The 23,490-nt window shown below is 64.4% G+C and carries 19 protein-coding genes; 7 read left to right on the top strand and 12 right to left on the bottom strand.

The window, feature by feature from the left end; all coding sequences use genetic code 11:
* Window positions 1-32: 32 nt before the first annotated feature.
* Entirely contained in the window at window positions 33-569 is a 537-nt protein-coding gene (locus FOF45_RS15635) for a hypothetical protein (RefSeq protein ID WP_158986462.1), read from the top strand.
* 28 nt (window positions 570-597) lie between these two features.
* Complete coding sequence (locus FOF45_RS15630) at window positions 598-1,221, top strand: cysteine hydrolase family protein (RefSeq protein ID WP_158986460.1); 624 nt, start codon at window positions 598-600, stop codon at window positions 1,219-1,221.
* A 3-nt stretch (window positions 1,222-1,224) separates the two neighbouring features.
* On the opposite strand, the gene FOF45_RS15625 is transcribed toward FOF45_RS15630, so the two are convergent.
* Window positions 1,225-6,774 carry a trifunctional serine/threonine-protein kinase/ATP-binding protein/sensor histidine kinase gene (locus tag FOF45_RS15625; protein ID WP_158986458.1) on the bottom strand — a complete coding sequence of 1,850 codons (5,550 nt, stop codon included), beginning with the start codon at window positions 6,772-6,774 and terminating at the stop codon, window positions 1,225-1,227.
* Window positions 6,775-6,951: 177 nt separating this feature from the next.
* Entirely contained in the window at window positions 6,952-7,383 is a 432-nt protein-coding gene (locus tag FOF45_RS15620; protein WP_325063862.1) for an organic hydroperoxide resistance protein, read from the bottom strand.
* 266 nt (window positions 7,384-7,649) lie between these two features.
* On the opposite strand from FOF45_RS15620, the gene FOF45_RS15615 reads away from it, so the two are divergent.
* Window positions 7,650-7,994, top strand: a complete 345-nt coding sequence (locus FOF45_RS15615) for a response regulator transcription factor (protein WP_199244505.1) — start codon at window positions 7,650-7,652, stop codon at window positions 7,992-7,994.
* A complete protein-coding gene (locus tag FOF45_RS15610; RefSeq protein WP_158986454.1) occupies window positions 7,991-8,707 on the top strand; it encodes a response regulator transcription factor in 717 nt (238 codons plus the stop codon). Before FOF45_RS15615 ends, FOF45_RS15610 begins: the two co-directional genes overlap by 4 nt.
* Window positions 8,708-8,803: 96 nt before the next feature.
* On the opposite strand, the gene FOF45_RS15605 is transcribed toward FOF45_RS15610, so the two are convergent.
* From FOF45_RS15605 to FOF45_RS15595, 3 genes are read right to left on the bottom strand one after another with little or no spacing between them, the layout of a single operon-like run.
* The gene (locus FOF45_RS15605; RefSeq protein WP_199244504.1) at window positions 8,804-9,895 is read right to left on the bottom strand and encodes an MBL fold metallo-hydrolase; all 1,092 of its coding nucleotides are present in this window, start codon (window positions 9,893-9,895) and stop codon (window positions 8,804-8,806) included.
* An 11-nt stretch (window positions 9,896-9,906) separates the two neighbouring features.
* Entirely contained in the window at window positions 9,907-10,410 is a 504-nt protein-coding gene (locus FOF45_RS15600; protein WP_199244503.1) for a cytochrome P460 family protein, read from the bottom strand.
* A gap of 53 nt (window positions 10,411-10,463) precedes the next feature.
* Window positions 10,464-10,889: a DUF6130 family protein gene (locus FOF45_RS15595; RefSeq protein ID WP_158986450.1), complete on the bottom strand. Its 426-nt coding sequence runs from the start codon at window positions 10,887-10,889 to the stop codon at window positions 10,464-10,466.
* A gap of 207 nt (window positions 10,890-11,096) precedes the next feature.
* On the opposite strand from FOF45_RS15595, the gene FOF45_RS15590 reads away from it, so the two are divergent.
* A complete protein-coding gene (locus FOF45_RS15590) occupies window positions 11,097-11,933 on the top strand; it encodes an enoyl-CoA hydratase/isomerase family protein (RefSeq protein ID WP_158986448.1) in 837 nt (278 codons plus the stop codon).
* 159 nt (window positions 11,934-12,092) lie between these two features.
* Here the strand turns inward: FOF45_RS15590 and FOF45_RS15585 are convergent, their stop codons facing one another.
* Both FOF45_RS15585 and FOF45_RS15580 read right to left on the bottom strand, forming a co-directional pair.
* On the bottom strand, window positions 12,093-12,869 hold the full coding sequence (locus FOF45_RS15585; protein WP_158986446.1) for an alpha/beta fold hydrolase: 777 nt from the start codon (window positions 12,867-12,869) through the stop codon (window positions 12,093-12,095).
* A gap of 27 nt (window positions 12,870-12,896) precedes the next feature.
* Window positions 12,897-13,739 (bottom strand): oxidoreductase, encoded by an 843-nt coding sequence (locus FOF45_RS15580; protein ID WP_233264160.1) that lies wholly within the window; start codon window positions 13,737-13,739, stop codon window positions 12,897-12,899.
* 450 nt (window positions 13,740-14,189) lie between these two features.
* Here FOF45_RS15580 and FOF45_RS15575 point away from each other — a divergent pair, with 450 nt between their 5' ends.
* Window positions 14,190-17,849: a PAS domain-containing protein gene (locus FOF45_RS15575; protein WP_158986444.1), complete on the top strand. Its 3,660-nt coding sequence runs from the start codon at window positions 14,190-14,192 to the stop codon at window positions 17,847-17,849.
* 191 nt (window positions 17,850-18,040) lie between these two features.
* Here FOF45_RS15575 and FOF45_RS15570 read toward each other — a convergent pair whose 3' ends face one another.
* The 4 genes from FOF45_RS15570 to FOF45_RS15555 all read right to left on the bottom strand — a co-directional run bounded on the left by FOF45_RS15570 (window position 18,041) and on the right by FOF45_RS15555 (window position 22,422).
* Window positions 18,041-18,934: a hypothetical protein gene (locus tag FOF45_RS15570; RefSeq protein ID WP_158986442.1), complete on the bottom strand. Its 894-nt coding sequence runs from the start codon at window positions 18,932-18,934 to the stop codon at window positions 18,041-18,043.
* Window positions 18,931-19,788: a TniB family NTP-binding protein gene (locus tag FOF45_RS15565; protein ID WP_158986440.1), complete on the bottom strand. Its 858-nt coding sequence runs from the start codon at window positions 19,786-19,788 to the stop codon at window positions 18,931-18,933. The genes FOF45_RS15570 and FOF45_RS15565 overlap by 4 nt, the downstream gene beginning before the upstream one ends.
* Window positions 19,785-21,593: a Mu transposase C-terminal domain-containing protein gene (locus tag FOF45_RS15560; protein ID WP_158986437.1), complete on the bottom strand. Its 1,809-nt coding sequence runs from the start codon at window positions 21,591-21,593 to the stop codon at window positions 19,785-19,787. Before FOF45_RS15560 ends, FOF45_RS15565 begins: the two co-directional genes overlap by 4 nt.
* Window positions 21,594-22,164: 571 nt before the next feature.
* Window positions 22,165-22,422 (bottom strand): hypothetical protein, encoded by a 258-nt coding sequence (locus tag FOF45_RS15555; protein ID WP_158986435.1) that lies wholly within the window; start codon window positions 22,420-22,422, stop codon window positions 22,165-22,167.
* 108 nt (window positions 22,423-22,530) lie between these two features.
* Here FOF45_RS15555 and FOF45_RS15550 point away from each other — a divergent pair, with 108 nt between their 5' ends.
* Window positions 22,531-23,052 (top strand): 3'-5' exoribonuclease, encoded by a 522-nt coding sequence (locus tag FOF45_RS15550; RefSeq protein ID WP_158986433.1) that lies wholly within the window; start codon window positions 22,531-22,533, stop codon window positions 23,050-23,052.
* Here FOF45_RS15550 and FOF45_RS15545 read toward each other — a convergent pair.
* A complete protein-coding gene (locus FOF45_RS15545) occupies window positions 23,049-23,402 on the bottom strand; it encodes a helix-turn-helix domain-containing protein (protein WP_158986431.1) in 354 nt (117 codons plus the stop codon). The genes FOF45_RS15550 and FOF45_RS15545 overlap by 4 nt on opposite strands.
* Window positions 23,403-23,490 lie beyond the last annotated feature (88 nt).

Here is a 23,490-nt window from a genome sequence, read left to right as displayed (position 1 = left end):
ATACCGCCACTCCCCACAACGAGGTGACCCAGATGGACGAGCAAATCATCGTCGACTCGAGTTTCTCGGCGATCATCAACGCGCCGATCGATGCCATCGACATTCCCGCGTGGGCCTTCAGCCTGCCCGACAAGGAGTACCAGGGTTGCTCGCCGTGCCACTTCGCCGCGGGCGCGACCACGTCCGAGGACGGCCGCCGCATGTCGATCAACGTGGAAGTGATCGGTGGCGTGCCCATGGTGCAGCACTATGTCGAGCAGGTCGCCGAACCCCATCACCTCGTCCTCGACTCCGTGTCCGACCTGTTCACGACGTCGGGCCGCACGAGCATGAAGGTCATGTGGGAGCTGAAGGTGGAGCCGCTGGATGAGGGCCGCTGCACGTTCACCAACCACGTGCGTACCCGCCCCACCGAGGCGTTCACCGACTACCTCGCGCGGCAGGGCATTCCGTTCGAGCTGTTCCGCGAACAGCGCAAGCCAGTGAGCACGGCGCACAACAAGCAGGAAACCCCGTTCTTCGCCGCCAGCATCGAACGCTTCGCGTTGCGCAAGAAGAAGAACGGCTGAACCGCATGCCCATGCCCGGAGCAGGACCATGTCCCAGACCCGATACGAACATGCCACCACGGCGCTTCTGCTTGTGGATCCCTACAACGACTTCCTTTCCGACGGCGGCATTGCCTGGCCGCGATTGAAGGATGTCGCCGAGGAAGTGGGCTTGCTGGACAACCTGCGTGCGATCCACGCCGCCGCTCGCGCGGCGGGGATCCGCATCTTCATCGTGCCCCACCACCAATGGGAGCCGAGCGATTACGAGGGCTGGCGCCACATCAACCCGACGCAGCAGGCGATCATGAAGCGCCACAGCTTTGCCAAGGGAACATGGGGTGGAGAGTTCCATCCGGACTTCGTGCCGCGCGAGGGCGATGTCGTCGTCCAGCAGCACTGGGGACAGAGCGGCTTCGCGAACACCGACCTCGACATGCGCCTCAAGCAGCACGGAATCAGCCACGTGGTCATCATCGGCCTGCTGGCCAACTCTTGCATTGAATCCACAGGGCGCTTCGCGATGGAGCTGGGCTATCACGTGACGCTCGTGCGGGACGCGACTGCCGCGTACTCGCACGAGCTGATGCACGCGGCCCATGAGCTCAACGGGCCGACCTACGCGCATGCGATCCTCGATACGGCGGCGCTTCTGGACGCCCTGCCCCGCTGACGGTCAGGTCGCTTCCGGGATGTCGAGCGGGATCACGAAGGCGAACGTGGCGCCGCCGTCCTCGTTCGCAAGCGCACGAAGGTGGCCGTGGTGGCGTTCGATGATGGAGCGGCTGACGGACAACCCGACTCCCATCCCCTCGGCCTTCGTGGTGTAGAACGCCTCGAAGTAGCGCTCGAGCAGTTCCGGGTCCAGGCCGATGCCGGTGTCGCGCACGCTCAGGCACGCGTTGTCGCCTTCATGCCACGTGCGGATCAGAAGCTGCCTCGGCCGCCCGGGTTCGAGTCCGCCCATAGCGTCGGATGCATTGGTCAGCAGGTTGAGGATGACCTGCTGCAACTGCACGCGGTCACCCGTCACTTGCGGCAGGTCGGCCGCGAATTCGCACTTGAGCGTCACGCGGTTACGCACGAGCGCGTTGGTGGCCAGCGCCACGACCTCGCCCGCCGCTTCGTTCAGATCGACGCGTTCGTTGCTGGTCTCCTTGCGGCTGAACAGCGAACGCAGGCGTTTGATGACTTCCGAGGCGCGGTTGGCATCGCGTATGGTGCGGCGCGCCGTCTCGACGGCACCGTCCACCGCTGGAGGATCGACGGCCAGCATGCGCAGGCACGTCGAGGCGTTGGTCATGATCCCGGACAGTGGCTGGTTCAACTCGTGCGCGATCGACGCCGACAGCTGGCCGATACTCGCAACGCGGTTGGCATCGGCCAGGCGCAGCTGCGCGTCGTGGTAGCGACGCAGACTGTCCTTGGCGGCGGCTTCGGCAGCGACGCGGTCGGACAGGTCCAGCACGAAGGAAACGCCCTCCGTCGGCGCGCCTTCGAACAGCGCGGCGCCGATCAGCACCGGCACGCGATTGCCGTCCTTGCGCATGTATGCGCCTTCGAACGGCGGCGCGACGCCGGTGGCCAGCATGGCCTCCATGATGCTGTCGTCGTCAGGATCCCATTCCGGCGGAAGCAGCTGCTTCCAGCCCATGCGCCCCTCTGCCAAATCCGCCGCGTCGTAACCGACGATCCGCAGGAACGCTTCGTTGCCGTCCAGGATCCGGCCGTCGAGGTTCCAGATGAAGATGCCGATGATGTTCGAGTTGAACAGCCGCCGCACCCTCGCCTCGCGCTCCTGGAGCTCCTCATAGAGGCGCGCGTTCTCCAGTGAGATGGCGGCTTCCGACGCCAGCAGCTTCAGAACGGCCAGGCGCGATGGCGTGAAGACATCGGCGGCAAGGTGGTTCTCCAGGTACAGCACGCCGGTCATGCGCGCCTGCTTCAGCAGCGGAAGGCAAAGAATCGATCGGCTGGCGTTATCGGCGAAGTAAGGTTCGGCATCTGGCCCGCCCTGGTTGCCGGCATCGTTCAGCAGCAACGCTTCCTTCGTCCGCACGACGTACTGGAACACCGACATTGGAAGCCGCTGTGGCGACAGCTCGGCCCGCTGCAACGAAACATCGACCGCGTCGCTACGGGTGACCACTTCGGCCTCGATGCGAAAGCCCCCGCCTGCCGGGAGGATCAGCACGCCACGCTCAGCGCCCGCATGCTCGATTGCCACGCGCATGACCATGTCGATGAGTCGGTCGAGTGCGATCTCGGATGACACGGCCTGCGAGATGCGCATGACCGTTGCCAGATCCAGCTGGTCCACGGGAGCCAGCAGCGTGTTCGTCGCATCCGTACTGCTGCCGGCCGCCTCCAACCACGGGTGCAATCGCCCCAGCTGCCGCACCTTGCCGCCCGCGCCCCAGCGGCGGTAGCACTCCTGCGCATCGCGCAGCCAGCCGCGTGCGGCTCGCTCCTGCCCTCGTGCGAGGAACGCGTGGCCCGCGCATTCGCAGGCAACCGCTTCGTTGTGTACGTAGCCGTTCACGCTTGCCGAGCGGACGGCAAGTTCGTACAGCTCCTGTGCCAGCGGCCACCTCCCCTCGATCCGTGCGATTTCCGCGGCCACCAACGCAGCGCGGTTCTCGAAGTTCTCCACCGAACAGTCGTCGCGCCAGATCTCCAGTTGCCGGTGATAGGCGATGACGATGTCCAGATGGCCCTGCCGCTGTTCGACCGGAACGCGATGCCACTGCGCGGCGTGCGCGAGCGCGCCGTAGAAGAAGAAATCCGCGGTTTCCAGCTGCGAGGGCGATGTCCACAGCAGGCGGTCGGCGTTCTCGGCCGCCCGGACCGCTTCATCGATATCACCGCCGAACCAGCGGCCCTGCAGTTTCCGCGTCCAGTAGAAGAACGTCGCCAGGGCCAGCACGGGACTGCCAGTGAGGTGCGCTTCGGCCTGTGCCTCGTTGTAGTCCGCATCGTCGAAAGTGCCGAATGTCGGGGTGAGGCCGCGGAGCATGCGGATCAAACCCACCTGCGCCGCGCACAGGTCGACCACCATGCCGAAGCCGGCCTTGTGCGCGAAGGCCAGGCCGTTCTCGGCGTCGGTCTGGATGCCTGCGAGTTCATCACCTGCCGAGAGGCAGTTGGTGATCAGCGCATCCCAGCTGTAGGCGGCGAACGTCAGGTCGCCCATGTTGAATGCCGTGTCGAACGCGCGGCGGATGAGGTCGCGGCCGCTGGAGAACGGCTTGAACCACGGCACGACCATGTTGCCGAACACGATGTAGGTGCGCGCCTGGTAACGCTTCAGCCCGCGCTTCTCCACCAGGTCGTACCCGAGGCGGCCGAAACGGTAGCCGTCGCGGTAGTTGCCGAACCTCGGCCCGGCGAACGTGGCGAAGAACACGAATCCAAAGCAGGAGCCATCGCAGGGCCCGTGCTCCAGGCTGAGATTGACCATGCGGCACAGCACCAGCGACGACAGGTTCTCGTCGAAGAAGAAAGCTGGCGTCACGATCTCGGTGAACACGTCCAGCATGTCCAGCACGTCCTGGTCAGTCGCCAGTGGTGAATCCACGAGCTCTTCGATGGACCGGTCGCCGAGCAGCGTCCAGATGCGGTCGTACTCGCGCGTCACGTCTTCGTGCGAGGGTCGCGCGGGCCAATCCGTACCGTTGCGACGCAGGTAGTCGAGAAACACCTCCACGCACAGGTCGCCGCGCGAGCGCGTGGTGAACAGCGTCAGGCGCAGCCGGGTCACGACCGCGAAGTCGTGGCGCGTCCGTGCGTGGCCTGCAAGCATCTCCAGGCGGCCCTCTGCCGCAGCGAGCTCGGCCGTCATCAGCTCGCATTCGGCCATCAGCGATTCGAGCGAGAAGACCAGCGAGTACTCTTGCTGCCAGTCTTGTTCCTCAAGCAACGTGCGACCAGCGCGCAGATGGTTCAGCGCGGACACGTACGCGCTCGCGGCGCGCGCACGCTGCGCCGCGATGAGGTTAAAGCGGGCCAGCTGCACGCGTTCGTCGTGCGAGTCGAGCAGGTGCGTCGCGCGATTGAGCTGGTTCACGATCTCGAAGATCACTTCCTCCAGGCGCTCCGGTGGCGTGTGTGCCGCCAGCAGCCGCCCTATGCGCAGGTGCGCCGCTGCGCGCTCGCCCGTCGGCACCTGCGAGTACGCCGCTTCCTGTACCCGGTCATGGGCGAAGCGGTACGTCCCGTTGTGGCGGAAGACCAGCTCCTGTCGCAGCGCCTCCCAGAGGTCCGCTTCGACCTCCTGTGCGGAGGCCGCGTTGATCACGCAGAGCGTTTCGATGGTCGTGGCATTACCGAGGCAGGCGAAGGTCTGCAGCGCCTTCCTCGTTCGCGGCGGAAGCCGGGACAGCTTGCGCACCATCAGATCGACAATGTTGTCCGAAGAACCCTTGGCGAGTGTGAGTTCGCGGTTCCACGACCAGTGGCTCGTCGCATGATCGAACGCGAGCAGGTCTTCCTCCGCCAGCGCATGGAGGAACTGGATCGCGAAAAACGGGTTGCCCGCCGTCTTCGCATGAACCAGTGCGGCCAGCGGCCCCGCGTGAGCCGCATCTTCGTGCAGCGATTCTGCGACCAGTTGCTGCAGGTGGTGACGCGCCAGAGGCGGCAGCGTCACCGTGGTGACATTGGCGCCTACGTGCGCGAGCGCTTCCAGCTTGCGCGCCAATGGATGCAACGCGGTCACTTCATTGTCGCGATAGGCGCCGATCAGCAGCACATGGCGCAGGTCATCCGCGGTGAGCAGGTCGCCTAGCAGATCGAGCGTCGCCGAATCGAGCCACTGCAGGTCGTCGAGGAACAGCGCCAGCGGATGCTCGGGACGCGCGAATACCGAGATGAACCGTCGCACCATCGTCTGGAACCGCCTCTGTGCCTCCTGCGCCGGCAGTTCGGCAACGGGCGGCTGCTCCCCGATGATCGGCGCGAGCTCGGGCACCAGCTCGAGCACGAGCGCACCGTTGTCGCCCAGTGCCTTGGCGAATGCCTCGCGCCAGTGGCCCAGTTCCTCCTCAGGCTTGCCGAGCAGCGGCCTGACCAGTTGCTGGAATGCCTGTGCGAATGTCGCATACGGAATGTCCGCCTTGTACTGGTCGAACTTGCCCGAAGCGAACAGTCCGCGCGGCGGCACCAGCACCTTGTGCAATTCGTTGACGACCGACGACTTGCCGATGCCGGAGTAGCCCGCGACCAGCACCAGCGCCGGCGCCCCGCCGGTCACGACATCGTTGAATGCATGGATCAGCCGGTTGATCTCTATCTCGCGGCCGTAGAGCTTTTCCGGGATGAGCAGCCGGTCGGGATGATCGCGTTCGCCCAAGGAGAACGCGTCTGCCTCTTCGCCGCGTTCGAGCATGGCGAGGCAGTGGCGCAGATCGTGTGCGACGCCCTTCGCCGTGCGGTAGCGGCCTTCCGGTGTCTTGGCCAGCAATCGCATCACGATGTCGGAGATCGCCGTTGGCACGTCAGCCACGCGATCGCGCGGAGGAACGGGCGCGCGTGCGATGTGGCTGTGCACCCATTCCATCGGGTCCGACGCAGTGAATGGGAGCACGCCCGTCGCCATCCGGTAGAGGACAACCCCAAGCGAGTACAGGTCGCTGCGCGAGTCGACCGACCGGTTCATGCGGCCGGTCTGTTCGGGCGCCATGTAGGCCAGCGTTCCCGCGATCAGTTCCGGCGGATCCGGCGACTGGCGTTCGCGCGGTAGGCGCGAGGCGACGCCGAACCCGATCAGCCACACTCGCCCTTCCCGCTCGGATACCAGGACATTTGCAGGCTTGATGTCGCGATGGACCAGGCCGGTCGCGTGCAGGCGACCGATGGCGTCGGCCAGCCACACCGCGATCGCGAGCAAGCGCGGCGGCGGCATCGGTCGACCGTCCAGCAGCCGCTCCAGCGGAATGCCTTCCTGGTGCTCCAGCAGGAGCAGCATGCGCCCACCTTCCCGCACCAGGTCGAGCGGACGCAGCGCCCACTCGCCATCGAGCTGCGCCTTCAACGCATGTTCGTGGTTGAGCCGCGCGATGACCGAGGCAGAGGGCCGCTCATCGAGCGGAACCACCGCAATGCAATCCAGTACGCTGCCGTCCTCGGCCTCGTGACGGCGACGATGGAAGCCCCGCTCGCCGTCGTCCCACAGCAGGTCGCCATCGGCGCCCTCGCGGTCGGCGTCGAGCAGGGTCGTCTGGGTCATCAAGGACCTCCGGCCACCGGATCGCCGCCTCCACGGGAGTGGGCGACGTGCCACTGGACCTTACCCGTCGCGTCACGACGATGGCAATCCGTGCATCGCCCCGATCATTCGCGTGCTATGCGTTTGCGCCAGCACGCAATAGTCATGCCACCGCGGCGTGGCCGCGCGCAGTGGCGATCACACGACGTGAATGGTGACGTCGATGCTGTCCTTGAGTGCCTTGGAGTATGGGCACGTCTCGTGTCCCGCGTCGGCGAGCGCCTGCGCGACGTCGCGCTCCAGCCCGGGCAGCGTGATGTTGAGCCGCGCGGCCAGCGAATAGCCGTCGTCGCCCAGCCGGAGGTCCACTTCGGCATCGATCGCCGTGTCGGGGGGCAAGGTGACCCGCATCTTTCGAGCGGCGATGCCCATCGCTCCGATGAAGCATGCGGACCAGCCGGCCGCGAGCAGCTGCTCGGGGTTGGTGCCCGTGCCGTGGGTGCCCGGCGTTGAGAAGCCGACCTCCAGGACGCCATCGGAACTCTTCGCGTGTCCGCCGTCGCGGCCGCCTACCGTGTGGGTACGGCCGGTGTAGAGAAGCTTCCTCTCCTGATCGTTCACGTCGTTCACCTGGGTTCGTGGGGAGCTTCGATCTAACAGCAGAGGGGCGGCTCGGGCGATTACACCTAGGTATCGACCGCCGGTCGGGAGCCGCAATAGCCCGTCCCGCCACGGAAACCGACACCTAAGTACCATGTGAATCCGACTCCGGAGTGGTGCATCCTCGTCGCAGGAGCGCATTCCGGAGGATCCGGCATGAAGATCGGTCAGACCCGCGGGGGCCTTGTGCACGACGCGGATGGACTTTGATGACCGTTCGGCCACTTGTGTCGGTCGTGGACGATGACCAGTCCGTCCGCGAATCCCTCCCTGATCTGCTCCGAACCGGCGGGTACGACACCGACGTGTTCGAGAGCGCCGAGGCCTTCCTCGCGAGCGCCGCGTCCAGCCGCGTGGACTGCCTCGTGCTGGACGTCTACATGCCCGGCATGTCGGGACCGGCGCTGCAGGAAGAGCTGTCCCGCCGCCGCATCCGCATCCCCATCGTGTTCATGAGCGCGCAGATCGACGCCGACATCCGCCGTGAGCTCATCGCGCGCGGCGCCGTCGACTGCCTGTTCAAGCCATTCGGCGGCGAGGTTCTGCTGGAGGCGGTGGGAGTGGCGATTCAGGGGCGATGAACAGCAAAGCTGTTGCATCGGTTCGCAGGAAGGATTATTCAACCGGGTACGAGGCGCATGACTCTGACGAGGTGGCTTTCGTGAACGATGCTCCCCCCATCGTGTTCATCGTGGACGACGACATCTCGGTTCGGGAGGCGCTCGAATCGCTGGTGAGGTTCGCCGGCTGGGTACCCAGGACATTTGCCAGCGCAGGGGAATTCCTCGCGCACCCGAGGGAGCTTCTCCCGTCGTGCCTCGTGCTGGACGTGACCCTGCCCGACATTAACGGCCTCGACCTGCAGGCACTCATCGCCGCCGACCGTGCCGACATGCCGATCATCTTCATCTCCGGCTATGGCGACATCCCCATGACCGTGCGCGCCATGCGCGCCGGTGCCATCGAATTCCTGACCAAGCCCATCGACGACGACAAGCTTCTCGACTGCATCCGCGGAGCGCTCGAGCGAAGCGCTGCGTCACTGGACGATGTGAAACGGGTCCATTCGCTGCAGCAGGCCCATGCATCGCTTACGCGACGCGAGCGGGAGGTCATGGCGCTGGTGGTGACGGGCCTGCTCAACAAGCAGATCGGCGGACACCTGGGCATCAGTGAGATCACGGTGAAGGCACATCGCGGCCGGGTGATGCAGAAGATGCATGCGCGATCGGTGCCGGACCTGGTGAAGATGGCGGCCGTACTGGAACCAGGCGGCGAACCGCCCGGCCGTTGACCGCGACCGCGCCGTCTCGAGGAACGTCCGGCGTGGCGCACTGCCGGACTGCACGGGTCTGCCGGCAGCCTTCGCCACGCGCGGACGTATGAGGCCTCAATCGATGCGCAGCGCCTGCTCCATCGAGTAGCACTGGTCCCAGATATAGACGTCGTAACCGCCGAGGCGCGACTGCCATTTCGGCGTCAGCGTGTCGACACACTGCACGACGACGCGGTCGATGTAGTCGTCGAACACGGCCCAGGGGTTGTTCAGATCCTGCGGATTCACTCCCTCGCCCGGCTTCGTCGTGGACAGCGCCTTGCCGGCGGCCGCCTTCAGGTCCCGATAGAACTCGGCCTGCACGGCCACGTCTGCGTGCGTGCCCGTGCGCGTGACGTGCCCGCCTACGAACGTGTCCCATTCCATCGAGCCGATCTTGTCGACCTGCGCGATCGATCCGAACACGTCCTGCGCGACGGCGAACCTGCGCCACGGCATCCAGCCGGGAAACACGACGTCCACGACCATCAGCACTTTCTGCTTCGGCGCGCTGATGAAGATGTTGCCGGGCTCGTGTCCGTTGCCGTGATAGGACAGCTCCAGCTTCTTCCCACCCACGTTAAGTGTGTAGGCGTCCTTGAACGTCACCGTCGGCAACGGTCGATCCGGATCGTTGTCGCGCTTGAGCAGCCGCAGGGTTTCCTCCTGCGCAATGATGATCGGCTTGCCACCAAGGGTCGGCATTCCGCCGATGTGATCCTTGTGCGAATGGCTGTATACGACATGGGTAATCGGATTCTTCGTGACTTCCGCGATCGCCGCGGGCAGCTTCGCGGCGTAGGTCGGCGGTGCGTCGACGACGACCACGCCCTTGTCGTAGACCAGGAACATCGACTGGTAGGCGCCTTCAGTGACCATATAGAGGCCATCGCCTAGGTCCTGCAACCGATAACCCTTTGCCGGATCGATCGCTGGGCCGCGTGCGGATTCGGGCACGTCCAGATGCTTGTCGATGCGCACGCCGATGGGGGCGATCTTCGGCATGTTGGCGTAAGGAACGACGGCAGGCGTGCCGGGCTCGGACGCCTCCGTCGCCGGTGTCTGGGATGCAGAAACGGACTGGACGGCAGGCGGGACGGATTCCTGGCGCCCGCACGCGGCGAGCATCGAAACCAGCACAAGCGGCAACACGCGAACGGTGAACATGGCGATGCTCCTCAACGCTTCTGGTAGGGGTGGAAGATGTAGTCCTTCGTCTTCACCTTCACGTGACAGGCCTGGCCGCAATCGGCCGGGGCCGGATCGGCGACGAACGTGTCCGACGGCGCGTCGTAGTTGAACAGCGCGTATCCCCAGCCACCGGTCTTCGGGAAGCGCTTGCTGTCCTTCTCCATCACGAACGCCTGGGTGAAGACATCCGGCACGTCCACGACGAACGGAGCGTCGGTGCTCTTCTTCGGCTTCCACTGAAGCTTCACGATTCTCGAGCCTTCTGGAAAATGCTGACCGTTCTTCGGCACGCCGGCCTTGTAAGCCTTGATCATGGTCGGGTTGGCGACAATCACCTTCAGCACTTCGTCGGTACGGGCAGAAGAGACGACGGCCCAGTCCTCGTACCCCTTGAAATCGGCGAAGGCGATCCCGCCAGGCGACTTCAGCGTGTACTTGTCCTGTGCGGAGAAAGCCGCGCCGCCCACGATCGCGAGCACGGCCGTGGCCACTGCGATGGAAATCCTCGTCGTGCGTTTCATGGCTGATCCTCTAATGAGTTCGGCTACTTGCCGGGAGCGTCGAAGGTGATGCTTTGCGACGTGAGCAGTCCGCCTTCCGGGTCCACCGCTTCGATCAGGACCTTGTGCCGGCCTTTGGGTAGGTTGACCAGGATGATCGTGCTGCTGCCGCCGTAATCGGCCCATTGCCACGGGAGATCGTCGAGCGTGATGTGGAGATGCCCGACGCGCGGCGACAACCGGCGTGCGGGCTCGCCACCCACGGGGAGGATGCGAAGGTTCTCCACGCGATACGGAATGAACGCGACGCCCTTCGCAAGCGGGCCGGGAAGCGGCGGGTCGATGGTGAGCTTCGGCGGCGGTTCGTTCTCGTACGGCACGACCAGCGATCGCGCGGGCTGCGCGAGCGCGTCCATGGCGAACATCAACGCAACCACGGCGACCGCATGCGCTCTTGCACGATTCTTCATGACCCGGTTTCCCGTGTACGGTGTGTACGAGCCATCTCAACAGTGAGGCGCGCGATCGTCGATTGCACCAAGGTGTCGACCGATACCTTCGTGCAATGCGCCGCATTCATGCGTGCGAACCGATACCTTCGTGCTCTTCCGTCGAGCGCGCCTGGCTCCTTAACCTGCCTGCATCCGCCGCTCCACGTCGGCGAAGCGAGGCGTCCCATGCGCGAGCAGATTCGTGTCACGCAACCTGCACCGGGCTACTGGCGTGCGGAGTTCTCCAACCCGCCGATCAACCTGATCGACCTGGACACCATCACGCAGCTGTCCGACCTCATCTCGTCGCTGGAGCAGGATCCTTCGGTCAAGGTGGTCGTATTCGCGAGCGCGGATCCCGACTTCTTCATGGCCCACTACGACGTGCTCATCGACAAGGCGCGCACGGCCGCGATGCCGCTGGGCCCGACCGGCATGCACCCATGGCTCGACGTGCTGGTGCGTATCAGCCGCGTACCGGTCGTCACGATTGCTGCGATACGCGGCCGCGCCCGCGGCGCGGGAAGCGAGTTCGTGCTCGCTTGCGACATGCGGTTCGCTAGCGCGGAGAAGGCGTTCCTTGGCCAGTTCGAAGTAGGCGTCGGTGCGGTGCCTGGCGGCAATCCGATGGTCCGGCTCGCCGGTCTCGCCGGGCGCGGACGAGCGCTCGAGGTGATTCTTGGCGCGGACGATTTCCGCGGTGACCTCGCCGAGCGCTACGGCTATGTCAACCGGGCGCTGCCCGACGACGAGCTTGACGCGTTCGTCGACGCGTTCGCACGGCGCATCGCAGGATTCGAGAAGGAAGCGCTGGTTGCCGCGAAGCGACTCGTCGATGAAACCTCGCTTCCCGACGACGCATTGTTTCCCCCTGCCCTGGATGAGTTCTTCCGCTCCGTGGCCCGGCCGGAAACGAAGGCGCGAATGTCGAGGCTGTTGGCGGCCGGGCTCCAGACGCGGTCTGAGGTGGAACTCGATCTGGGCAGGCACGTTGCGCAGCCCACGGAAGCGCGTACGGATTGAGCTGCCCTGCACCTGCGTTCGTGTCCGTCCAGGGGGCCCCCCGTGACGAGGGTTGTACCCGCCGCCGCTCCGCCTGCATCCTTCTCTCGCGAACCGGCCAGGAAAAAAAGCCCCGGACACAAGATCCGGGGCTACGCGGGAAGCAAAGCGTGAGGGGGGTTACTTCGCTTCCGCAGCGCGCTCAATCTGGCGTGCAACGACGTCAGGGTGCGAGATCATGACGACGTGCGATGCGCCCGCGACCACTTCGGTCTTCCGCGACTTCGCACGCTCGGCCATGAACGCCAGGGCTTTCGGTGGGATGTTGAGGTCCTTGTCGCCATAGACGAACCACGAAGGAATGCCCGTCCACGTGGGCTCGCCCGACTTCTCGTTGAGCGCGGCTTCGGTGATGGGACGCTGCGTGGCGGCCATCAGCGCGGCGTCCGTCTTCGGCACATCCGCCGCGAACTGCTGGTGGAATTTGTCCTGCCGAATGTACAGGTCGTTGCCCCCCGTCGCCAACTTCACTGGCGGCGCGACGGCAGGACCAAGCGTGCTACCCGGAAACTTGCCCGACAGCCCAGCCGCGGTCTCACCTGCATCGGGCGCGAACGCAGCCACGTATACCAGCGCTTTCACGTTGGCCTTGCCGCGAGCGGCCTCGGTGATCACGCTTCCGCCATACGAGTGGCCGACCAGCACCACCGGCTTGCCGATGCTGGTCACGACATCTCCCACGTACGCGCCATCGCTCGCGACACCGCGCAGTGGATTGGCGACGGCGATGACCGGATAGCCGTCCTTCTGCAGGATGCGGATGACGCCGTCCCAGCTGGAGGCCTCGGCGAACGCACCGTGCACCAGTACGACCGTGGGCTTGGCGGTTTGTGCGGAAGCGGCCGACGCTGCCAGCGAGGCGGCGCCCAGGGCCAGTGCGGCAAGCAGGTATTTCATGTCGATCTCCTTTCGTGGGGTGGTGGTTCAGCGGGGGAAGTCGGTGGAAATGCTGAGTTCTCGCCATCGTGCAAGTTCGTCCAGGCGCGCATGCTCGACGCGTTCGATCGCGGTCACTGCATCGCTGCCTAGGGCAAGCCGCAACGGAGGTGATTCCATTGCGGCGACGGCGAGGATGGCCCGCGCGGCTCGTGCCGGATCGCCTGGCTGACGACCGTCGTACTCGCGCTGCATGCGCGCAGCATTGCCGACCACGGCGTCGTACTCCGGGCGACCTTCCGCGAGCGAGGTCGATGCGCCCGCGAAGTCGGTGCGGAACCCGCCCGGCTCCATGATCGTCACGCGGACGCCGACGAGGGCCATCTCCTGCGCGAGTACTTCAGAGAACCCTTCGACACCCCACTTCGCGGCAGAGTACGGTGCGCGCCCAGGTGCGCCGACGCGGCCGCCGACGGAGGAAAACTGGATGATGTGGCCACTGCGTTGTTGCCGCATCAGCGGGATCGCCGCCTTGGTCATGATGATGGTGCCAAACAGATTCGTTTCGATCTGACGGCGGAAATCCTCGAGTGAGCTGTCCTCGACGGAGTTGACGTTCCCGTAGCCGGCGTTGTTCACGAGTACGTCGAGACCACCGAACGCCTCGACGGCCGCCTGGATTGCCGCTTCGGCAGCAACCGGATCGGTGACATCCAGCGCCACCACGCGCACGGCGTCGCCATGGTCAACCAGATCGTGCAACTGGGACGGATCTCGCGCCGTGGCCACCAGGCGGTGCCCCTGCTGCAGCACGGCCTGCGCGAGGGCCCGCCCCATGCCACGGGAACTGCCGGTGATCAACCATCGTTGTGTCATGTCACTGCGCTCCATCAGTCGATGCGGGATTCATGGCGACCAACAGACTGCGGCGCCCGTGTATCGGTGATGTGTCCGGACACGCCAACTTTCGTATCCGAATGTTCGAACGGCAGGCCGCCGGGTCAATGGAGCGCGGTCATCGCCATGTAATCAGCCGAGGACGCGAAGCGCGATGGCACCTAGGTATGGATTCGTCCGCGCATGAGCCGGAGAAGCAAACCGCGTGTCCTGCGGAACCATACTGTGATATTTGTGCCGCGTCAGGCCGTCAGGATGCATCCTGACGGGCGCCAACGTCTCTGGCCGGATGGGCGATGGGAGTCACTGTATGAGTCAGTTGGATTCAATTCGGTACGACCGCCGGCCTCCCAAAACGGCACGGAATGTGCCTGCATTCCTTGATGCCCTGCTGGAGCAACTCGATCTCTACGCCGTACGGCAGCGCAGTACCGGCGGTGCGTTGTGAGCGATACCGTCAGGCGCGACAAGCGGGACCTGGAGATAGCAGGGCTACGCGGCTGCCTCGACGACCTGCTGGATCTGCTTGCACGCTCGGCTTCATGGCCTGAGCGCCAGGTACCGGAGATCGGCAGCTCAGTGGCCGAAGCGCTCCTCTCGTTGCTCCGTGTCGACTTCGTGCTGGTCATGCTCGACGACGAACTCCACGCGGCCGGCGCGCACGGGGCCGGCCTCTCCGACACGAAGGTGGTCAACGAGGAACTGCGGCGATCACTCGGCGCCGATCCGCATCAATGGCCCGCTACCGCGCTTGCCACCCTCTTCGGCCACCCGACGTCGATAGCCACCCTTTCCATCGACCCTCCTCACGGCTCTGGAATGCTCGTAGCGGCCGCCGCGCGCCGCGATTTTCCATCCGATTCCGAGCTGCTGGTTCTCTCCGTTGCCCGCGACCAGGCGCAGCGCGCCCTGCAAGAGACCAAACTGCGGAGCGAGGAGCGCCGTCAGCCGATGCAGCTCGGCGCGGCGTCGCTGATCGAAGGGCTACCCGGGCTCGTCGCGATCCTCGGTCCCGACGGCCGCGTCGAACAGGTCAACACGAAGATCAAGGAGTACTGCGGACAGACAATCGAGGAGCTGCGTGACTGGGGCACCAACGGCACGGTCCACCCCGAGGACATGCCTCATGTCGCCGAGGCATTCGGAGGCTCGATTGCGTCTGGCATGCCGTATGTGATCGAGCAACGGTTGCGGCGCTTCGACGGGGAGTACCGCTGGTTCGACAATCGCGGTCAACCGCTACGCGATGCGAGGGGCACGATCGTCGCCTGGTACGTACTGCTCTTTGATATCGACGATCGCAAGCGCGCTGAGCAGGCCATCCGCACGAACGAGAGGAATCTGCACCATCAGGCCGAAACGTTCCCGCAGATGCTGTGGAGCGCCACGGCCGAAGGCGACATCGACTATTGCAACGAACGCCTGCTGGCCTATAGCGGCCTCACCGCCGAGACGGTGATGAACGATAAGTGGGTGAACCTGCTCCATCCGGACGATCGCGCGCCCACTGCCGAAATCTGGCGCGGCTGCATCGCAACCGGCGCACCTTATTCCGTCGAAGTACGCCACTTCCATGTCGCCGACCAAACGTATCGTTGGATCCTGACGTTGGCACTCCCCCTGCGCGACGGCGAGGGGAGGATCGTCAAATGGTACGGCTCATGCGTCGACATCCACGATCGCAAGCTCGCCGAGGAAGCACTCCGGGCGAGCGAACGTCGCCTCGCCCAGACGATCGACACCATCCCCGCGAACGTGTTCTCGGCGGGCACGGACGGCTCTGTCAATTACCTCAACGCGCGCATGCGGGAGTGGTTCGGACGTGCCGACGAGAAGATCATGGCGTCGGAATGGGTGCACCTGACCCATCCCGAAGACCGTGACGGGACAGTCGAGGCGTGGCTGGGCGCGGTGGCCGCGGAAACGCCTTATCGTCGCAAGGTCCGCTTCCTGCACAACAGCGGCGAGTACCGCTGGTGCGACAACCAGGCCCACCCACTTCGCGACGCACAGGGAGCGATCATCGCCTGGCACGGCGTGGTCAACGACGTCCACGACCGCACTCTGGCTGAAGAAGCACTGCTGGAAAGCGAACGCAATCTGAGGTTGACCATCGACACGATCCCCACGCTGGCCTGGTCGGCGCGAGCGGACGGCGGTGCGGACTTCTTTAACAGGCATTACCTGGACTACGTCGGGCTTCCGGAGGAGGAGTTACGCGACTGGCAATGGACGCGCGTGATCCACCCCGACGATCTGGCTGCGATCATCGCGACCTGGCAGCAACTGGGCGCAAGCGGGACAGGGGGCGAGGCGCAGGCACGTGTGCGAAGACACGATGGTGCGTATCGCTGGTTCAGCTTCCGCGCCCATCCGTTGCGCAATGATAGGGGTGAGGTCGTTAAGTGGTACGGCGCGAACGTCGATATCGACGAACAGAAGCGCGCCACTCTGATGCTGGCGGGCGAAAGACAACTGCTTGAGCTGATCGCTTCGGGCAGATTCCTGCACGACATACTCGCAACGCTGTGCAGCGTGACCGAAAGCGTCCTACCCGGCTGTGTATGCGAGGCGCACCTGCTAGAAGGGACAGGCACGGTTTTCGAGTTCAGCGTATCTCCATCGCGCCCCTCCTCGCTTGAGGACCTGATTACCGGGCAGGCGGTCGAAGTCGGATTGGCACCCTGCGCATTGGCTGTGGCCGACAGCGTCCAGGTGATCGTAGACGACCTGGAAACCGACCCACGCTGGTTGGAGTCACCGCACCGCACGCAGCTGCTTGAACACGGCTTGCGAGCCGTGTGGAGCACGCCGATCCGTTCAAGGGCGGGCGGCATCCTGGGGACGCTGTGCATCTACCATCGCCGCTCTACTGCGATGCAAGCGCATGAGCAGGACATCATCCAACGCGCTGTCCACATCGCGAGCATCGCCATCGAACGATCTCGGGCCGAGGACGAACTCAGGCGACGCGAGTATCTCCTGCGCACCGCCGAACGAATCAGCGAAACGGGCTCCTTTTCGTGGGACCTTGTCAACAACAAGCTCGTCTGGTCCGAGCAGATGTTTCGGATCTGGGAAGTGGAACCCACTACGGATCTCGGCCCACCGGCGCTCCTGCCTATCGTCCACCCCGACGATCGCGCCATCGTCGAGGAAAAGATCGCACGCATCTTCAGGGGTGAGGAGAGCGTCGAGAACATCGAGCGGATCATCATGCCGGACGGCCGGATCAAGTATCTGAGCCAATCCACGGTGCTGTTCAACTACGACGACGGACGTCGGGAGTGCATTGGCGTTTCGCAAGACATCACGCGCCGCCGCCGAGCAGAGGACGCGGTCGAGAAACTACGTTCCGAGCTGACCCATGCGACTCGGGTAATGACCCTTGGCGAACTGACTGCCTCGATCGCGCACGAGGTCAACCAACCTCTCTCCGGGATCCTGGCCAACGCCAGCACATGCCTGCGCATGCTGGCGGCCGATGAACCGGACATCGAGGGTGCGACCCGAACGGCCCAGCGCAGTATCCGCGACGCGAACCGGGCTTCCGAGGTCATCAAGCGTCTTCGCGGGCTTTACCGGAAACAGGACTTCGCTTCCGAGCTGTTCAACTTCAACGAAGCCGCGCAGGAAGTCCTGTCAATCTGCGCCCACGACATGCAACGGCGCGGTATTGCGTTGAAGTCCAGCTTCGACGAGCGCGTGCCGCCGCTCATGGGCGACCGCATCCAGCTGCAGCAGGTCATCCTCAACCTCTTGCTGAACGCTGCGGACGCCCTTTCGAGCACCAGCAAGGGCTCACGCACGATCACCGTCGAATCGTCTGGAGCAGAGCCCGGCATCGTGCAATTCACAGTACGCGACACGGGTTCCGGCGTGGCAGCTGAAGACCTAGACAGGATCTTCGAAGCATTCTTCACGACCAAGCCGCACGGCATGGGCATGGGGCTGTCGGTAAGCAAGACGATCGTGGACCGCCACGGGGGCAAGCTCTGGGCGAGCGCCAACGACGGGCCGGGCGCAACCTTCGCCTTTTCGATTCCTACCACACCGATTCCCAATGCCGCAGACCTCGACGCAAGGGATCAGGCAGAGAAGTGAGGGCAATGGGTACCGCGAGTCGGCCGCCCTACCCCGATAACCTGGCCTTATCCCCACTCTGATCTTCCGCATCATCCCTGCTCATAGGCGTTGCACCACTCGCCGTCGGCAGCACGCCGGCGAACCGCCCACTAGTCCCGCGGCGCGGCTCGTCGATCGCGATACTGACGCCCTTCGCCTTGTTCGAAGAGCTAGCTCGAGTCGGCGGCGCGCCTGGGCAACGGACGCCGCGCGGAGTCGGTGCACTGCGCCGCCACCTGCGCCACCCGCGCGCGATCGGCGGCGCGCAAGCGTGGCCACCAGCGGCGCAGGAACCACTCCCAGGCGGCCGCAGGTAAACGCGGCAGCGGGGTGTCGGCCTCGATGCCACGCAGCGCCGCCCAGCAGCGGTGCATGACTAGCAGCGCTCCCACCCGCTCCGCCGCCGACAGGCTCCCTAGCCGGCCCGGTTCGCCAGGCCGGAACACCGGCGATCGCGTCTGATACTGCCAGCCCCACAGGTACAGCTCCCACGCCGCCAATACTGCTGGCGGGTGATCGTTGAAGGGGCTCCAGTTGCGCACCGCCAACCGCACGAGGTCGCGACACCACAGCGACTCCCGCTGCCAGTCGGGCACGCGGCCGTCCCAACGGCACCAACCGTGCAACCAGTTGGCCAGGCCCCTCAGCTCAGGTTGCGTCATGCAGCGGGTCCAGCCCGGCTCCTCGCCTAGCGCCGGGAGCGTCGGCGAGAGTGGCAGCGCATGCAAACGGCACGTCAGCCGGCGCGCATCCAGCCACTCGGTCCGGATCACCCAGCGCCGCTGCGGCCCGTCGTCGACGTAACAGCGTGCGCAGTACACCGAGCGCTGGCCGGGGTGCAGGCGCCAGGTCGGCGCGACCGCGCCGAGGTCGCCCAGCACACTCGGCAGGTGCTCCCAGCAAGTACCGGCCTGCGGGCGTTCAGGCTCGTCAGGTGACGCTCGTATCCAGCCTTCCCATTCGGAGAGGCCCATCGGCTGCAGGCGCCCAGTGGCCGCCAGCCATGACGCCCGCGATTCACCGGGCTCCGGCATTGCCCAGCGTGGAAGCGTGGCGAAATTCATCGTCTTTCTCCACGTGTCGCTGGCGGCAGCGGATCGGCCATGGCCTCCTGCAGCAGTTCCAACGTCAATGCCGTGTTGCCCTGCCCCGTCGCCCGCAGGCTTGCGTTGTAGATCAGTTTCTCGATGGCGCCTGTCGTGCAATAGCCATTGGCGAGAAACCAGCGCACAAAGCGCTGGCTGTCCAAGTGCGACGGTCCTAGCTGCTGCGCGTCAATGCCGGCCAGCAGCACACGGAACTCCTCCGACTCCTGAAAACGCGGCAAGAGCAGTGGGCGAAAGCGCGAATGCAGTTGCTCGTCCGCGGCGAGCACATTGCGCATATTCTCGGTAGTGGCAATGCACAACGTCAGGCCACAGTTGGTAAGCCGTTTGAGAACGGCCAGCGTTTGCTGTTGGCGAACACGTCCGGCATGCAGCAGGTTCCCGGCCTCGTCGATCAGAACCTGGCGCACACCGGAACGAATCAGCACCTCGACACACATCTCGACGTGGCGGAACCGTCGACCTGGTTCGAAGCTAGGCAGGCACTCGCGGATCAAGCCTTCGCACAAGCGCCGGCAGTCTCCGTCGTCAGGCGCTTCCACGAGAATCACATGGAGGGGATGAAAGCCGGACGGGTCGCGCAGCCGTCCCTGGTGCAAGGCGTGATAGTGCTTAAGGATGCGCGATTTCCCCATGCCGGCCTCGCCCATCAGGTGCAGACTAAGCGGACGCGTGCGCCCGTACTCGTGGCAGTACAGGTGTCGCAACCATTTGAGTGCGGCAAGGTGACTGCTGACCGGGATAAAGCGAAGCTCCTTGCTCTCGCCGGCGTCAGTTGGCGTCGAGGGCTGCGGACGATGGTTGTCATTCACAGCTCGTCCTCCCAATTGGTGTCGATCGGGGTGACGGGCCGGCTGAAGTCGACGGCTGTCTTCGCGGGAAGAGAAGCTTGCGGCCGTAGCGCTTGCTTGCGCCGCGCCTTCTTGCTGGTTGCCGCGGCGATGTCTTCGATCTGACGTTGCTTGTCCAGTGCCGAGAACAGCGCAGTCTCATCCTGGGCGCGGCGGCCCTCGGCACGCATCGCGCGGCGCGCTTCCTGTAACTCGTAGAAGGAAAAAGGCGGCTGTGTGCGATCCAGCAGTGGAATGTCCACATGATGGCCATCCACGTACAGGTACACCCTGGACAGGTCTCCTTGGTGGTAATGCACGCGGTACAGCTGCTGGCTGTTGATCAACGGCGCCAGCGCGGGATCCCAGTACCGCAGCCCGTGCAAAGCCAGCCCCTCGCGCGTGACCTTGCGCATTTTCGCCGGCAGGAAGCCCAGCATAAACTCGCGGGGGTCGGAGATTAGGGGCGGCAGCTGGCATTCGCCGCGTGGACCGGCCCACGCTTTGGTCCAGGCCTGCATCGGCGTCAGCCCGTTCAAACCACGATGCGGACTGTGGTGGTATTCGCCCGCAATTGCGTAGGCGACCCAACGCTCAAACTCCCGCAACGTCATCACGGCCCGGCGCTCGGATGGGTAATCACCGCGCTGCTTGCTGTTGGAGAACGTCGTGCCGGGCAACATATGCACCTTGCCCATGAGGGTACCGATGTAACGTTCGATGTAGGCGCCGAAATGCGGCTTGTACGGCGGCCGTGTGCGCCGGGCGATGCCGTAGCGTTCGCATTGCGCCTGTACGCCGAGCGCCTGGAACGTCTTGCCGTTGTCCCAGGCAACGCATTCCATGCGGCCGCACATCGGGTAGTCGACATCAACCTCGAGGCGCTTCAGCCAAGAACCCTTGGGCAAGCAGGCATGTTCCAAGCAAAGGCCTACCGCAGTTTGGTTTGGATATTCGAAGCCCAAGTAGTAGCCGAGGATGCAGCGGGTATGTACGTCGATTGCCAACGTGATCCATGGGCGACCTATCACCTGACGCCCCTCGCCGGGCGTGACCAGGATCAGATCAATCAGGGCATGGTCAATTTGCACCAGCTCTAACGCGCGGGAGGTCTCAACCCCGCGAATCGAAGGAGCCTGCTTTGCTTCCGCTTCGTGTGGTCCCAGACGGGCCTTCGCCACCTGCAGCGGCTCACGCGCGCGAATGCGGGCGCGCACCGCCCTCATTTCCGGCGGCTTAACCTTGGCTGCGCGGCATTCCTGCTCAATTCGTCGGACCACGGCCCTGATCGTGCGGCGCTCCGGACGCAAGTAGTCCTGATCGATCACGTGCGCGACGATCGCTTCCTGCGCCGGAGTCAGGCGCTTGGAACCGCGGGGCGGACCGGGCACCCCCTTCACCTGCGCGCCAGGCAACGGATTGTCGCGAAAGTTGGACAGGCGCCGCATGACGGTCTTGACCGACACGTGCATCTGTCGGGCGACGTCCTCCGCTGCGCACTGCTTAGCCTCCAGCTGCTTGAGCTGCGTGCACCACTCCACAGCCTTGGCATCGGCCTCAGGTTCCGTGGCGGCCCGGATGGGCCCGCGCGAGTTGAGCGGACGCGGTACGGACAAGTCCTGCAACGACACGCACGCGGTGTCACCAGTGCCGATACAGCGCACATAGATCTGCGAGGCACTGCTTAGCGCCTCTATGCGCACCAGACGCTTCTCCCACACGGCCTGAGCACCCACGTGCAAATTGAGCGGGGCGAGAGGGCGCGCTACTCGTTTGACCTGCTTCATCGGGCCTCCTGAAAATGCAGGCCGCACGGTGCCCTCCTCTTGACGACGAGGATTCAGGGGAGCAGGCTGGGGGCAATCGGAGCGAAACCGGTTACCAATGAAAGCCCGGGCGTGCCAGCGCCCGGGCTTTCGTCTTTTCCCAGTGTGGAGGGCAACGGCGGGCTAGCGGATAGGCGTCATCAAGGCTCTGCGAGAAAGTTAGAGCCTACTCATACGCCTTTTTTGGCCTTAGAGCTAGATATACAAAATAGCTAGCAAGTCCATGATTTTTATGCAGTTTGATATATTTATATCGGACTTGCGGTCGATCCGTTGTCACGCTTCTCCAAGCATCCTCGCAGCATGCAATCGCGCCAGTGCGATAACGCGTGCGCCTCCACACATATGGCTCCGCTAACGCCAGAAGTGCTCGCGACTATGCACCCGGCTTTTGCGAGTGCTGCCGGGCAGGTTCGCGAATGGGTTCTATCCCCCCGCCGTGATCCAAGCGATCACACTAAGGGCGTTGCGCGCCAAGCAGGCTTGTCGCCGTATCTATTAGCTCTGTCAGCCAGTTGCCTTGCGTCCACCTCTAACTGTGATCGCGAAGCCACTTGTCAGGCGGCATCTGCCCACGAAATATCGTGGTCTTCCGCAACTGCACGTCCAGCACTTCGACCTGCCACACGTGTTTGTTTGCCGCCAGGATCTCGCAAAGCCGATGTAGTTCGTCAGCGGAAAGGTCCGCGCCATTCAAGATCGTCGGACCACGCTCGCGAACAGGCGATAAGCCGTCGAGCAGGTGCAACGTGGCCGGATCGTATTCGGTTGGCGGTCTCTTACTGGTCATGCTGGCCTCCAAACGTGAGCTCGCACGCCTTCTGCTGATACGTTATCGAAGACGAGTGAGGGGCTCATGGCGCCGAACGAGTGGTGGCCCACATGATTCGGAGCATTGATGCCACATACCTACCTATTTTTGGACACCGAATGGGCGGACTGGGAGGGACGTGAGCTGGTAAGCCTCGCCTTGGTGAATAGCCGGACGGGCGCGTCCTTCTACGCTGAGCGCAATCCCCTGCCGGGCAACCCCACCGATTTTGTCCGCGAAGTCGTGTACCCGTTGCTCGACGGCGGTGAGGTCGCGCTCAACGACCTCCAGTTCACCCATGCGCTACGCACATTCCTGGCCGATGTAGCTGAGCCGGTGGTGCTCTACGACTATCCAACCGATGGCCAGCTGCTGCTGGCGGCCATATCGGGCTTCGATCTGCTTCCGTCCGAGCTCAGTGAGTGCACGGCGCCGCCAGCTAATCTGCGGTCCACCCTCCTGCAGGACGAACGCGTGTCGCAAGCCATCGAGGACTACTTCACGGAGCGAGCGTCGGAACGCGCTCGCCGGCACCATGCACTAGTCGATGCGCGCGCCCTCTACGCAGCGTGGCTAGTAGCCGGTCACTCCCCGGACACGCCGGATTAAGCGTTGGCGCCGCGCTCAATCTCCACAAGTTTGAGAAGCTTCTTGCGTTCTGACGGGTTCATTTCACTCCACAGAACCAGGAGCCTCGCCAGTTGGTCGTCCTCCGCGAACAGGAACGCCGTCGGAACACCGAGCACCTCGGCTAACCGCCGAGCGGTGGCATGGTGCGGGACGTGCTGTCCCTGTTCGTATTGGTTGATCCTGGGACTTGCCACTGAAGGATCCAGCCCAGCTCGGCGTCCGAGTTCTACTTGGGAGATGCCCAGCCGCTCGCGCGCCTCACGAAGGCGCAGCGCAAAAACCGAGCGTTCTTTGTCAGGCGCGACCACATCCACTACCCCAATGAGCATCGCCCATAGGGTGTGGAAGTTCGCCTCAGTCGGATACTAAGTTATTCTTAGATTCGACACAAGCGCGTAGCGAGCGCGCCTCGCCACC

The sequence above is a fragment of the Lysobacter panacisoli genome, assembly GCF_009765165.1.
In the GTDB taxonomy this organism is placed as follows: Bacteria; Pseudomonadota; Gammaproteobacteria; order Xanthomonadales; family Xanthomonadaceae; genus Lysobacter_J; species Lysobacter_J panacisoli.
Note: the sequence above shows the minus strand (reverse complement) of the source record. Positions and strands in the feature narration are given on the sequence as shown.